The following is a 14,002-nucleotide window of genomic DNA, read 5'->3' as shown; positions in this document are numbered from 1 at the left end:
GGTTGGAACTCGCACCAAAACGGGAGAAAGTCGCACCGAATCAAACTTAACTTGCACCAAACCTGAGCGGTCGCACCGAATCACTGGAATGTCGCACCAAAACAGGAAACAGTTGCACCGAATCAGGCTTAACTTGCACCGAACCTGAGCGGTCGCACCGAATCGATTGGAACTCGCACCGAAACGGGAGAGAGTCGCACCGAATCGGTTGGAACTCGCACCAAAACAGGAGAAAGTCGCACCGAATCGGGCTTAACTTGCACCAAACCTGAGCAGTCGCACCGAATCACTGGAATGTCGCACCGAAACGGGAGAAAGTCGCACCGAATCAGGCTTAACTTGCACCGAACCTGAGCGGTCGCACCGAATCACTGGAATGTCGCACCGAAACGGGAGAAAGTCGCACCGAATCAGGCAGAACCTGCACCGAACCTGAGCGGTCGCACCGAATCGATTGGAACTCGCACCAAAACAGGAGAAAGTCGCACCGAATCAGGCAGAACCCGCATCGAACCTGAGGGGTCGCACCAAATCGGTTGGAACTCGCACCAAAACAGGAGAAAGTTGCACCGAATCAGGCTTAACTTGCACCGAATCACTGGAAAGTCGCACCTGAACGCCGAAAACTCGCACCGAAACGTTAAACGGACCTGTTTCAAGAAGGTTTTTCGTCGTCGCAGTAATTTTATCGGCTAACGCACCTCGTTTATCGGTCATCATGGCAATCTTATCGATCAACATACCTGGTTTATCGGTCGTCACAGTAACTCTATCGGTCGTCACAGTAACTCTATCGGTCGACGGACCCGTTTTATCGGTCGTTGTGCCCCAATGGCACCGGACTCACTCCCTAATCCGGCTGAGCCAGCATGACAAAAAAGTTCATCATTGCATATTTTCATGACTTTTTGCTCCATCCCTATTGGTCTTACTACATCCTCAATAAAGCAACTTTTTGGGTGATGTAAATAAAGAATTTTAGTTGCATGCGTCAATGGCATTGGAAGATTCATACGACTTAATATTTAATGGATGAAGGATCACAAGTTGAAAACGAATCTATCCAGAATATATAGACCCTCTTTTTCGGCTTTTGGATCGGGCGTTGCTTCGCGGGTCCCGGGATGCACCTGAAAAAGCTCCGTTGATTCCTCACCTCAACAGAGCTCTAAAAGCATATTAAGCAAAGTTTATTCTTTTTCATCTTTTGGCAATCTGCTAATCTGCGCCTTATTATGCAGATTCAGTTTATGGAGGATAGCTGAAAATTCGGATGGTTCCTTCGTTAGGTGAACCATGTCAGCGATTTTCCTGAAGGACCCTGCACGAGGCAGTACATTATAGCATCCGGTTCTTTGTTATGGCTTGGCAGTTCTATCGGCAGCGTCGGATTTTGTGGCGGCATTTGTTGTTTTTGATAATTGGATTTTGAGCCACTCTGATAACATCATCGTGAGCCATCCTTGACTTGTAAATTGGAAATTATGGGATGTCTTGACATGGAGCCTCTAGAGGCATGACTGCTCTCGAAAAGCGTCGCACCAAGGTTTTTCGAGCAGCGGCAAGTTTATCATGCCTCCCTCTCCATGTAAAGACGATGCTCCAACTGGAAATGGAGTGGCTCACGGTTGTATGAGCGAGATGGCGCTATTTCAATTATCAAAAACATTTGTTATTTTATGGCGGTCCGATTTACATTTTGAAGGAAAAGTTAATCCTTCTTAACGACGGAAGTGTGCATCTCAATATTATATTTTTTTATCTTTCGATACAGTGTGTTTCGCCCTACGCCAAGCTGCCGGGCGGCTTGTGACAGGTTGCCCTGACATTGCTCGAGCAACGCGCTAATCTGATCGCTTTCGCTGCGAAAACCTTCTGAACGTATCGGAGGAAGGTGCTTCGGCGTACTGATTTCATTTCGTATATACTCCGGTAATAAATCCATGGTAATCGGTTTTTCATCAGAGAAAATCAGCATCTTTTCAACAACGTTTTTTAACTCTCTTACATTTCCCGGCCAGGAATAGCCGGCCAATGCGTCAATTACCTGATTGGAAATCGGCCGGTATGAAATATGCAACTGATTGGATAGCATATTGATAAAATATTCGGTAAGGAGCGGAATATCGGAACGCCTTTCTTTCAGGAGGGGTAATTCCAGCTCCACAACGCTCAGACGGTAAAAGAGATCAGAACGAAATTTCCCGGTTTGGACAGCTGCCCTGAGGTTCTGGTTAGTCGCCGCGATTAAGCGAACGTCACATGTTCTGTTCGTATTGGATCCAATGCGCATGAGTGTTTTTTCCTGAATAACCCGCAGAAAGCTGACTTGAATTTCAAGCGGCATTTCTCCGATCTCATCGAGAAAAAGCGTGCCTTGATCCGCATATTCGAATTTGCCGATTGCCCCGCCGGTTTTGGCGCCGGTAAAAGCACCGCTTTCATAACCGAACAGTTCACTTGCAAACAATTCTTTTGGAATGGCGCCGCAATTGATTGCAACGAATGGGCCGCTTCGGCCGCTGAGTCTATGAATGGCCCTCGCCACCACTTCCTTGCCGGTGCCGGTCTCGCCGAGCAGCAGCACATTCGTATTGTATTTGGCAATCTTATGAACGACAGCATCTATTTTTTTCCATGGTTTGCTAACACCGACGTAATCGATGATCGGACTATTATCTCGCAGAATTATCTTCTTTTTATTGGTTTTTAGATTGTCCGGCTGATTGATCCCAAGGCACACAAGGTGATGTTCCAGTCCATTAGGTAAATAGATCGTTCCCTTTTCCACCACTTGATATTCGGTCACTTTGGAACGATTTCGAAAATAAATCATTCTGGGTTGCGACATTGCCTCGTCATCTAGTATCCAGTGTATATCTTCTTTATGGACAAGGTAGCGGGCAATATTTTCACGGCCGTAGTTTTCAATTGTATAGTGCCAGACGATTTTTTCCCCGGCCGTGTTTGCAGTCAGAATGTTGCCCACTTTATCAAGAATCAGAATTGGTTGGGGATGCGCGTTAATGATGCCGGAAAACAGATTCGCCGTTGACAGTAAGTGACGTTCCTGAACATTATTCAGCAGCTTTGAGATGATCTTGGCTCCTTCAATACAACAGATAAGGGCGTGCTCGGGAAGTGAATAAAATGGATTTGTCATCGTCAGAACTGCTGTCATTTGATGCTGAGTAAAGATAGGGGCGCTTACCCCTGAATAATCTTGAGAAACCGTGCGGTAATGTTCAAAACCTTCGAGACGGAATGGTTTCTTTTCATTAAGGGTGACGGTGATACTGCCATTTCCACATGTTTTTTCTTCAATTTGTGTACCGTATGTCCGTGGATAGGCGTCCAATGGTGTTTTTAGTTCAAAAACAAACCCTTTCTCATCACAGATGCTGATATTGCACTTGAAAATTGCCAATAAATAAAGGATCACAGGATGTGCCATCTCCAGCAAATCTGTATGTCCTTTTTTGACTTGTATCAATCGCTCTTCTGAGAATGAGGGGAAATCCGATGACCATGGATCCACGTTCAGCTGACGACAGCGAAGCCATGAACGTGCGACTTCCGGCCGGATATTTTCCTTGAGAAGCTTGCCTTTTCCGATAAATGTTCTCCAGGCAGTTAAAATATTTTCTGATTCATAAGTCATGATGAACAAACCTCCGCTTCCTGAGAATATATTTTCACAGGATCATGTACTTGTTCTTCATGGTTGGAGGATAGAATTAGCGATTTTTTATTTCAAACCACTGAATAATAACATTCACCACTGCCTAAAAATAAAACAGTTAAATTGAAACCTAACTCCAACGGCAATCGCTGGCCTCGTTCAGGTGCACAGCCAAGAGAAAAATTCACTTTGAACAGAATCAGTCAGAAAAATGCCTGCGCATATTCTGCCCCTCAATGCCCATCATTTTTCGATATTTGGCAACTGTACGTCTGGATACGATGACATCGCGATCCATGATTTGGCACATAATCTCATGATCGCTTAAAGGATCATTTGGATTTTCATGATCGATGATCTGACGAATTAATAGTTTGATCTGGTTGCTTGTGATTGTTGGTTTTGACGGTTGCTTGAGAGATGACGGAAAGAAGTCTTTCAAGGCATAAACGCCCCATGGCGTATCCACATATTTTTGACTGACCGCTCGGCTGACCGTTGAGATATGGATACCGATTTCACTAGCAACCTGCTTCATTGTAAGCGGTTTAATATTTGAAGGCCCCAGCTCAAAAAAAGGCATCTGGTGATGGACGATGCATAAAGCAACTTTTTGCAAAGTGAAATAACGCATTCGTAGTTGACCGATTAGTGTTTTTGCTTCATATTGCCGTTTGATAATATACTCCCGGTCAATACCGCTCGTCCGCGGATTGTCTGCAAGACATGAATAGTAAGCATTGACAGATAATTTCTGAATAAAACGGTCATTTACGGAAACATCAAAATGACGACCGGCTCCTCGTCTGACAACGACATCTGGAATCGTATAATTAATCAGCGTGTTTTGACAAAATCTCAAACCCGGACGCGGGTTAAGCTTACGGATACAATTGACGGCATTTTGTATCCGATGCTTGCTGACTCCATACTTATTGGAAAGCCTTGAGTATTTTCCGGCAGCAAGATCAGTAAGTTCGCGACTGATGAGGGCTTCAATGAGTCCCCGGTCCGGCAGATCCGGACTGACTTGATGGAGCAGACACTCTTCAAGTGAGGCCGCACCGATGCCTGCCGGAGAAAAGGATTGTATCCGGCGCAAAATGGTTTCCACTGAATCGCGGGATTGTCCGTATTGATAAGCAATTTCACACAGTTCCCCGCAAAAGTAACCATTATCATCGATGTTATTAATAATCTCTTCTCCAATTAATTTCTGAATCTTTGAATAGCAGCATAATGTCAGTTGAAGATGCAGAAAACCACGAAGTGTTTCAGTTTCAGGAACCTCGCCGGCATATTTCAAGGTGTCGGTGATTTTCTCTTCAAAGTCCGCGGTATGCCTGCTGCTGAACAGTCGATCTGATACCTCGTTTGGATCTGCCGACATTTTACACAATAATTCTTCCGGTTCTTCATTTGTCCGATCATTTTCAAGCAAGGGATTATTGCAGATGCATTCATTGACAAACGCACCTAAATCGTCGATGGGTAACGCCAGAACCTGCAATCCCTGTATAAGTCTTGGGCTGATTTTCTGTTGCGTTTTGGGTGTGAGAAGCAGTTGATTAGTCAACACAATCCCTCTTTCTTACTATTTAGAAAAACTGATAGAAAAATAATTTTAATTACCATGGTTTTGTGGTATTTTGACAAAAAAGCCGTTATTTGCAAATTATTAATAATTGCTAGTGATATGATTCAGTGCCAATCACTTGAATTCGGCGGCAGAAAGCCGATTTGCCAAATCATTTTATTGTTTCAGCGTTTGATTAACGACTTCGGAAACGGGTGTAGAAATGTCTTTGCTATTAATGCTGGAACTGATGTATGCGTCTCCATTTCTGCCATCATAATGAAGCGGGTTTTAGCAGAAGAACACCACGATTCAATAATCGACGGGATCTGCAGTTCATTTTCAGTGATAGCACGTAAGTCCATGCAGAATCACATTTATTTTATTTTCGGTTAAATATCGGCCGGAAATCCGCTGAAATCGTCTACTATGCTGCCCCCTGTCTTACTGCGCATTGCTGTGGATCTGTGACTGTCTGCACATGTTTTGTATTGTTAAATACGACTATGGTGATCTTATCGAATAAATGTTGTCCCCGTTTAATGATATCAATGTTCCCGAACATTACGGGCTTGGAATTTCCGGGATATCCGGGGTATACGATATTTTTTCATGAATTAAATCACTACGGGCATACGTTGTGTTAATGTCTGAAGGTTTACTGATGCATTGTGAAGGCATTCACTAAGAGTCTGCTTAAATAACAAATATTCAGACGTCCGAATACCTTTAGATTATTTTATGGTGAATGAGCTGTCAATATCGATCAATTGAATTCACGACATCGTAACCTACGGACCGGAGAGTATGGCGGATTGATGGCAAATGGAACACATTGTCAAAGGAGACAAAACAATGTGTTCCATTATTGAGCTCATGAAATGATTAATGATTCCTGCACTCTATTTGTTTCAGAAAATGTTATTCCTGCCATACCAGACGGCTGTTTCTGATTGATGAATACAAGATAAGCAACGTTTTTTACAGGCAAACAGAATCTCTGGGCAGGGTGGCACGGCATTTGCAGTATATCAACTATGTGTGCACATTGAGCATTGCAGAATTAGTTCGCTGTCAGTTGATTTGGACAAGCAAGGGGGAAATACGATGAGAAGAGAAGAGATTCCAAGTTTCGGAACATTGCGGAATCTTAAAGTTATTAACGCGGCGGCGGTTGTCGCCGGGCCATTTATGTGTGGACTGTTTGCGGAGCAAGGCGCTGATGTCATTGAATTGGAGAGCACCCGTGCGCAAGATATGTTTCGTAATTTTGGCGATGCATGGTCGACGGAACGAAGAAACCAGCGGATGAGCTCTTTGAACATTCCGACTCCGGAAGGCAAAGCTGTCCTGTTGCGAATGATCAAATGGGCAGATTTGCTTGTTGAATCCAACAAGGGCGGAACGTGGAAGAAATGGGGGCTAACGGATGAAGTCTTATGGGAAGCCAATCCAAAGCTGGTTATTGTTCATATTTCCGGTTTTGGACAAACTGGGGATCCCGATTATGTCTCACGCCCGTCGTTCGACAGCATCGGCCAAGCATTCAGCGGTTTTATGAGCATTAACGGCATGCCGGAACCCAATCCGCCGTATGTTACGAAACCATTCACCGGTGATTATATTACCGGATTGTTCGGTGCATGGTCAGCACTGGCTGGCGTGATCCGAGCCAGAGAAACCGGCATCGGAGAAAGCATCGATGTGGCGCAATATGAAGCAATGGCCCGCCTGCAAGGGAACTATTTGTCAGATGGCGTGAACAAAGGCATTCAGTATCCGCGCATGGGTAACCTTGACGTGATCGGTGCTTGTAATGGGACGGAAAGATGTAAAGATGGTTGGATATTCATAGCGGTCGGGGGTGCCGCTCCTGTACGAAAACTGATCAATCTTCTTGGGTTTGAACATGATCCGGATTTTGAAGGTATCATACAAACCATTGATAGGCAGCACCCGCAAAGGGCAAAAAAGTTTGTTAAAGCGCTGGAAACGTTTTGCGCTGAGCGGACAGTTGATGAAGTCGACCGGATCTTGAGTCAATTGAAAGTGCCATGCAGTAAGATTATGACCTATCAGATGATGCTTGAGCATCCGCATTATCAGGCAAGGGAGACAATCACGGAATGGCATGATGAAATGACGAATCGGACGGTTAAAGGTGTAAATATGATTCCGAAGTTCAAAAAAAATCCAGGACAAATTTTTCGCGGCGGTGCAAAGTATGGTACCGACAATGAGGATGTGATGCATGAGTTTGGTTATACGGATAAAGAGATCAAAGCGCTGTACGAGAAAGGCATTATGAAAAAGCCAGAGTAACAAGCCCTGATTTTTCGCAAAGTGGATCTGCCGAGAAATCATCTACAATATGGGGAGGTCAAACAAATGCACTATGCATGGAAAATTTTAATTTCGTGTCTGGGATTTTACGCTTTAGTTATCGGAGTGCTCTGCAATACGGCCGGCATTTTTCTGACGCCTGTCATGAATGAACTGGGTTGGAGCCGGACGGATGCCTCCATGTATCTAACGATCTTTCCGCTTGTCGCAGCGGTCATGCAGCCGGTTGTCGGAAAAATGCTGCAAAAATACAGTCCGAGAATGCTATTAACGGTGTCCGTAGTTGTCTTCGGACTTGCCTATATCGCCACAGGATGGGCGCAGGCCGTCTGGCAGTGGAATGTGTTCGGCGTTATTTACGGCATAACTGCGGCTTTCTATATGTATATCCCTACACCTTGGCTGATAAATAACTGGTTTTCTAAAAAAGCCGGCTTTGCTCTTGGTATTGCCAGTGCAGCGCTCAGCTTGTTCGCTGCCTTTGCCAGTCCGATCGGTCAGGCGATGATCACTTCTGTTGGCTGGCGGGAGACAAGAATAATATTAGGTATCGTTGTCCTTATTATCGCTGTACCTCTGACGTGGTTCTTTGTCCGCAAATCGCCAAGCGAAATGGGACTTAAACCTTATGGTTACGAAGAAAATAGCACGGCATCTGACCAGGCGGCGGCCTCTTCAGAAAGCAGCGGCTTAAGTGTCAAAAAAGCAGTTAAAACGCCCGCTTTTTATTTGCTGATTCTTCTTGCAGGCATCTATTGCCTGAACGCATCATTTTTCCAGCAGATACCGAGTTTTGCAGCGATTGGAAAGTTAGGAGCCGCTGCCGGTGCCATGGCTGTCTCAATCATTATGGTCGGCGGCATCATCGGCAAGTTTATTCTTGGCTGGCTGAACGATGCTTTAGGTACGCGCGTCATGAGTCTATTCAGTGCCATTTGCGGGGCCATCGGCATGGCGCTGGCTTATTTCGCCGGCAGCAATGTTCTCATGTTTTATGTTGGTATGGTTATCTTCGGATTTGGCTATTCAGGCCTCAGCCTGGTATGCCCAATGATCACCAAGGGCACTTTTGGTCCCAAAGATTACAGCCAGATATATTCTTATGTTACAACAGGTATTTTTTTGTTCAGTGCTGCAGCGCCGCTGCTTTATGCCCGCATTTTCGATGCGACAAAATCGTTTAACATCAGTTTCTACATTGTCATTATTGGCTATATTGTTGCAGCCTTTTTAGCCCCAATCATCATGGGCATGGGAAAGAGGCTGCAGAGGAATAGTTAAAAAATGATGGCAAAGGCTGAAAGATTGAAGAACAGATCTGTTCGTAACCTGCTTGAAAATCAATTTGAGCGACTGAAGCACTTATTAATAAGCTGTGATGGCAGAAATATCTTTATGGTTGTCTGCAAGGTGTTTTCATGTCGCAGGCCTGCGTTTAAATATCGGACGAACTATGAGGAATTCTATCATGTTGTCTTTTAAACCTATCACTATTCAGAATCAGGCTGTTATCAGTGATTATGTAAGATGTTCAGATATCCGGTCGAGCAGCTATTGTTTTGTGGACTTGCTGATCTGGCAACGGCAGTTCAACACGCAATTTTGTATCGCGGATGATCTTCTGTTTATCAAAATGAGATCTTATATTGGTGACCGGTCGGTATATCTTATGCCTGTCGGTTCCGGAAACTTTGCCAATGGAATTCTCCGAATCTTGGAAGATGCCGGCATGCACGGCCAAATTCCGGTCATTACAGCCCTGTCGGCCGAGGGTCTGGAGAAAATTGAGCATTTATTCCCAAATCGATTCAGCTTTTGTGAGATGAGAGGGTCTGAAGATTATATCTATAGAAGTGAAGACTTGATTGATTTATGCGGAAGAAAATTTCATGAAAAGAAGAACCATATCAATCATTTTCGGAAAACATATGCCGGCAGATGGCATTATGGCAACATGTCTGAAAGTGATATGGGCGCTGTCCTGTCTTTCCATGAACAATGGATGAACAGTTACAGTTTGGATAAAAATCGTTATTTACTTGGTGAAAGGCAGGCATTGATATGTGCTTTTCATTATTTTGACCGATTAAAGCTACGCGGCAGTTTACTCTATTTGGATCATCGTTTGATCGGCTTTGCTATCGGCATTCAAGGTTTAAACGATACGTTCATCGTTCAATTTGAAAAGGCTGATCGCAAGATCGTGGGCGCTTACCAGATGATCAACCAACTGTTTGCGCAGCATCACTGCCGACAAGTCCAGTGGATCAATCGTGAAGAAGATTTAGGAATTAAGGGGCTTCGCCGAGCCAAATTGACTTATCACCCGGTGTGGCTTAATGTCGAATATCAGGCAACCTGCAAACGTGAATATTGAGGAGCTGTTTATGATTATTCGCTATGCAAGTTCAGGTGATCTTTCGGAAATTCAGCATTTGTGGGCGCTTGGATTTCCGGGAGAAGAAGAGTTTTCACGGATTTACTTTCGGGCTTATTTTAATCTGCAGAATACATTGATTGTTCAAGACAGAGGAAAACTCTGCGCCATGCTGCAGGTATTTCCGTATTTGCTGAAAATCGGGCGACGGGTCGATCGTGTCAGCTATATCTACGGAGCTTGCACGCATCCGCAGTACCGAGGACGCGGCATTATGCGCTTTCTTTTCGCAAACGTTGAAAGGCTTAGACGAACGGCGGGAGATGCAGCGACTGTGCTGATTCCCCAGGAGCGGCGCCTGTTTGATTATTATCGGCGTTTAGGCTATAAGCAGGGATTCTTTATCAAGAATAGCCAATGGACAATTCGTCCGGGCAACAGATCGGATGTGAATCTGAGACAGGCGGAATACAAAGACGTTGAGCGCATGAATGCGTTATATGAACACAATGTACGCTTAACGGATGGATTCATTGTCCGTTTGCGCGATGATTGGCTGAAGCAAATGGCGTTATTCCGTGCAACGGGCGGCGATGTTTTTTATCTGGACAGACATGGAGAGTGTGCTGCCTATGGATTTGTCTCAGAGAAAAAAGGATTGCCGTGGATTCAGGAAGGCTGCGCGATGGATTCTAAGGGATTATCCGATCTTGCAAATGGCATAGGGTCGGCATATGGCCGTGAACAAGTGTTGCTTTCAACTTGCGTTTCATACGGTGAATCCGGTGAACCAATCGGCTGTATTAAATTCCTGAGTTCGGAGCGGCCCATATGTTTTTCCGGTTATATGAATCTGATGTATAACTGACTCTCTTGCAAGCCGAACAAGATTTACAAGGCTTGCCTGATTGTGCGTCCGTTCTGCATATAAAGTCAGGAATTCTGCAGAAAAGTTACCGATGACATTTTCTAAAACAGAAATTGCTGTCTCGAATGATCCAAAAGAAGGAGAGCTGAAAGCATGGCTGAAGGTATGAAGGATATTATTAATGATCTCGTTGCTGAACAAGTATACGTGGACGGGCTCGTCAATCATTTATCGGAAGAACAATTTCTGAAGAAAATCCCGGCAGAGATTGTCAAAACGTGGGATATTAAGGACGAGATCATCCATATTGCTTTTTTTGATTATGCGGCCAAGAAATTAATGCGCGGAACAGCCAGCGATTTAATGGAAATTTCAAAGGAAGCCGATCAGGACGACTATTACCGCGCACTTAAGTATCGATATATGACCGGTGAAGAGGCACTAAATTGGTGGCGTGAAGAACGCACGCAGATGACAGCCACATTCTACGATACTCAGCCAAAGGATCGCATTCCGTGGGCACCGGGATTGCCGATGTCGGCCAAGTCGCTCGTATCGGCACGACTGATGGAACTTTGGGGACATTCTGTGGATATTTGCGATGCTCTAGGGCTTGAACCGGTTGTTGAAGACCGGATCAAGAGTACGCTGTTCTTGTCTTGGCGGGCTCGTCCCAATGCCTATCGCATTAATCATATTGACCTGCCGGAAACGCCGATTTATCTGGAACTGACGCTGCCTTCGGGGAAATTGTGGACTCAGGGAGATCCTCAAGCGGCTGATTACATTAGGGGGAGTGCGAAAGAATGGGCGCTTGTATCGGTCCGCCGACGTAACTGGATGGATACAGATTTAACGGTTGTCGGTCAGGAAGCCCGCCGGTATGCCAGCATTGTGCAGACTTTTGCCGGAGAAGCGGAAGAAGCACCGCCAGCGCGCCGTCTGCGCTGAACTCAATATGATGTCATAAGGGCCGTCTGCTGGAACGGCCCTTTTTTAAATAGGCCCGTCCCGATAAGTCTGGTGCAAATCGTCAGTGATTAGTGAAAGGCAATGCTGACCGACTTCCGGATTACCGACTGCTTTTGTTCCGTGATGATCGTCGGGCGTGCAAACTGTTCTGCTTTTGTTCCGATGCTGCAGTTTTTATGACAGCCTTGTGACCAAACTGATATTAAAATAGTTTGTTTTCCCGTTATTTTGAGCCGGACAGATACTGGGCAATATACCTTAGTTCGCGTATACACTGATGGCTGAATCCGATGCACAAGGCAAAGAAGACAGGAAGAAATTTTTTGTTGGCATGGCATTTGCTCTCTAATATAAGTGAGGCCGCGATCAATCAATGCATCGTGTGCACACAGGATAACGGAGTGATCGGGCTTCATTGATGACCACAGTTGAGAATGGAGTGAGGGTATGGATGTTGTTGTATGTTACAAAATTGTACCGGAAGAACAGGATATTGTTGTGAATGCCGATCGGACGCTGGCGTTTGATCGAGCAGAGTTGAAGATCGGTCAGTATGATTTAATCGCAATCGAAGCCGGTATGCAGATTGCCGAATCGACGGGTGGAAAAGTAATTGCCGTGACGGCGGGTGGCGCACAGATTGAAAGTACTAAATTAAAAAAAAGTATTCTATCAAGAGGACCTCATGAACTCCGGCTGATCAGTGACGAGCCTTTTAATGAAATGGACAGTTATTTGACCGCTAAAGTACTGGCTGCTGCGTTACAAAAGGTAGGGCACTATGATCTGGTTCTCTGCGGGGAAGGTTCATCCGATCTTTATGCTCAGCAGGTCGGCGTTCAATTAGGAGAATTGCTGCATGCTGCCACAATGAACGGTGTCAGCAAAATCACGCCGGACGGCGACAACATTGTTGTGGAGCGAACGTTGGAGGATGGTGCAGAGACGCTCAGAATGCCTTTGCCATGTGTGCTGTCGGTAACAGCCGACATCGCTGAGACCCGTGTTCCGTCCATGAAGGACATTTTAAGAGCGGGGAAAAAGCCGAGTATAAGCTGGTCGGCCAGCGATATCGATCTTGAAGCAGCCGATCGCCGGGTTGAAACTGTCGACACACTGGCTCCCCAAAAACAGGCACGCAAACATGAGATAATCGAGGGCGACGAGCCGGAACAAGTTGCCGGACTGTATGACAAATTACGGAAAGAACTGTGATCGGGAGGCCAAACAGGGTGGCAAAGTTAAATAAAATTTTTGTATTCAGCGATCATTTAGCGGACTATGCAGAACTGTCGGCGGGGGCCGGACAATTAGCCGAGACGGCATCTGGCCTTGTCATCGGAACAAAGGAAGAAGCCGAAAGAGCCGCTGACTATGGACTGAAAATTTACTGGATAGACCAATCATCCACAGACATTCCAGTGGAAAATTATACACTGGTTGTTGCGGCGCTTATCAAACAAGAGCAGCCTGATCTGATTCTAATGAGAAGCAGCAGACGAGACAAATTGATGGCTGGACGCTTAGGTGTCATGCTGAAGGCCGGTGTGGTAAGTGATGCCATTCAATTTGATGTAATCGATGAGCGGATTTTGACCATTCGGCATCTCGTGTACGGAGGAGCGGCCGTTCGGACTGAGAAACCTGTGACACGCATGAAAATTGCTTTAGTGGGACCGGGTGTCTTCACGGCATCTGCTGAGGAATCCGGCATTTCACCAGGTCCGGGTATTATCAGCTTGAATGATGTACCCATCGAATCGCATATCGTCCGCCTGAACACTCATCCTAAAAAACAGGCAGCGGCCAGCCTTAATAAGGCTAAATACGTTGTCAGCATCGGTCGCGGTCTGGAAAAACAGGAAGATCTTAAACTTATTGAGCAGTTTGCCGCGACGCTCGGTGCAGAAATAGCTTGTTCACGGCCGGTTGCCGAAGGTGAAAAATGGCTGCCGAAAGAGCGTTATGTCGGCGTATCCGGTGCGATCATTGCACCCGATATTTATTTTGCATTGGGTATCTCCGGGCAGGTTCAACACATGGTCGGTGTGAGCCGCTCACGGATTATCGTTGCTGTCAATAAGGACAAAAACGCACCCATTTTCCGCGAGGCGGACTACGGGCTCGTCGGTGATCTGTACAAAGTAGTTCCGGAATTGATAAAGCTTGTGCAGCAATAAAAAG

General features: G+C 45.5%; 10 protein-coding genes. 7 read left to right on the top strand and 3 right to left on the bottom strand.

The window, feature by feature from the left end; translation table 11 throughout:
- Positions 1-492: 492 nt before the first annotated feature.
- The 3 genes from Q6A92_RS13405 to rpoN all read right to left on the bottom strand — a co-directional run bounded on the left by Q6A92_RS13405 (position 493) and on the right by rpoN (position 5,258).
- Complete coding sequence (locus tag Q6A92_RS13405; protein WP_332238405.1) at positions 493-762, bottom strand: hypothetical protein; 270 nt, start codon at positions 760-762, stop codon at positions 493-495.
- 949 nt (positions 763-1,711) lie between these two features.
- Positions 1,712-3,661: a sigma-54 interaction domain-containing protein gene (locus Q6A92_RS13400; protein ID WP_332238404.1), complete on the bottom strand. Its 1,950-nt coding sequence runs from the start codon at positions 3,659-3,661 to the stop codon at positions 1,712-1,714.
- 220 nt (positions 3,662-3,881) lie between these two features.
- A complete protein-coding gene (gene rpoN, locus Q6A92_RS13395) occupies positions 3,882-5,258 on the bottom strand; it encodes an RNA polymerase factor sigma-54 (protein WP_274397318.1) in 1,377 nt (458 codons plus the stop codon).
- A 1,107-nt stretch (positions 5,259-6,365) separates the two neighbouring features.
- Between rpoN and Q6A92_RS13390 the strand changes: the two genes are divergently transcribed.
- The 7 genes from Q6A92_RS13390 (at position 6,366) to Q6A92_RS13360 (ending at position 13,998) form a co-directional block, all read left to right on the top strand.
- On the top strand, positions 6,366-7,580 hold the full coding sequence (locus Q6A92_RS13390; RefSeq protein WP_274397317.1) for a CoA transferase: 1,215 nt from the start codon (positions 6,366-6,368) through the stop codon (positions 7,578-7,580).
- Positions 7,581-7,646: 66 nt separating this feature from the next.
- Complete coding sequence (locus Q6A92_RS13385; protein ID WP_274397316.1) at positions 7,647-8,882, top strand: MFS transporter; 1,236 nt, start codon at positions 7,647-7,649, stop codon at positions 8,880-8,882.
- 97 nt (positions 8,883-8,979) lie between these two features.
- Positions 8,980-9,978: a DUF2156 domain-containing protein gene (locus Q6A92_RS13380; RefSeq protein WP_274397315.1), complete on the top strand. Its 999-nt coding sequence runs from the start codon at positions 8,980-8,982 to the stop codon at positions 9,976-9,978.
- 10 nt (positions 9,979-9,988) lie between these two features.
- Positions 9,989-10,846 (top strand): GNAT family N-acetyltransferase, encoded by an 858-nt coding sequence (locus tag Q6A92_RS13375; RefSeq protein WP_332238403.1) that lies wholly within the window; start codon positions 9,989-9,991, stop codon positions 10,844-10,846.
- Between the two features lie 153 nt (positions 10,847-10,999).
- Positions 11,000-11,797, top strand: a complete 798-nt coding sequence (locus Q6A92_RS13370; protein ID WP_274397313.1) for a TIGR03084 family metal-binding protein — start codon at positions 11,000-11,002, stop codon at positions 11,795-11,797.
- 468 nt (positions 11,798-12,265) lie between these two features.
- Positions 12,266-13,033 (top strand): electron transfer flavoprotein, encoded by a 768-nt coding sequence (locus tag Q6A92_RS13365; RefSeq protein WP_274397312.1) that lies wholly within the window; start codon positions 12,266-12,268, stop codon positions 13,031-13,033.
- A gap of 17 nt (positions 13,034-13,050) precedes the next feature.
- Positions 13,051-13,998 (top strand): electron transfer flavoprotein subunit alpha/FixB family protein, encoded by a 948-nt coding sequence (locus Q6A92_RS13360; RefSeq protein WP_332238402.1) that lies wholly within the window; start codon positions 13,051-13,053, stop codon positions 13,996-13,998.
- Positions 13,999-14,002 lie beyond the last annotated feature (4 nt).

It is taken from the genome of Sporolactobacillus sp. KGMB 08714, from assembly GCF_036598985.1.
Classification (GTDB): Bacteria; Bacillota; Bacilli; order Bacillales; family Sporolactobacillaceae; genus Sporolactobacillus.
Note: the sequence above shows the minus strand (reverse complement) of the source record. Positions and strands in the feature narration are given on the sequence as shown.

Bases quoted from the DNA above. Each gene is read 5' to 3' on its own strand.
- Q6A92_RS13385 (WP_274397316.1), top strand. From the start codon at position 7,647: ATGCACTATGCATGGAAAATTTTAATTTCGTGTCTGGGATTTTACGCT.
- Q6A92_RS13400 (WP_332238404.1), bottom strand. From the start codon at position 3,661: ATGACTTATGAATCAGAAAATATTTTAACTGCCTGGAGAACATTTATC.
- Q6A92_RS13375 (WP_332238403.1), top strand. From the start codon at position 9,989: ATGATTATTCGCTATGCAAGTTCAGGTGATCTTTCGGAAATTCAGCAT.
- Q6A92_RS13365 (WP_274397312.1), top strand. From the start codon at position 12,266: ATGGATGTTGTTGTATGTTACAAAATTGTACCGGAAGAACAGGATATT.
- Q6A92_RS13380 (WP_274397315.1), top strand. From the start codon at position 8,980: ATGGCAGAAATATCTTTATGGTTGTCTGCAAGGTGTTTTCATGTCGCA.
- Q6A92_RS13370 (WP_274397313.1), top strand. From the start codon at position 11,000: ATGGCTGAAGGTATGAAGGATATTATTAATGATCTCGTTGCTGAACAA.
- Q6A92_RS13390 (WP_274397317.1), top strand. From the start codon at position 6,366: ATGAGAAGAGAAGAGATTCCAAGTTTCGGAACATTGCGGAATCTTAAA.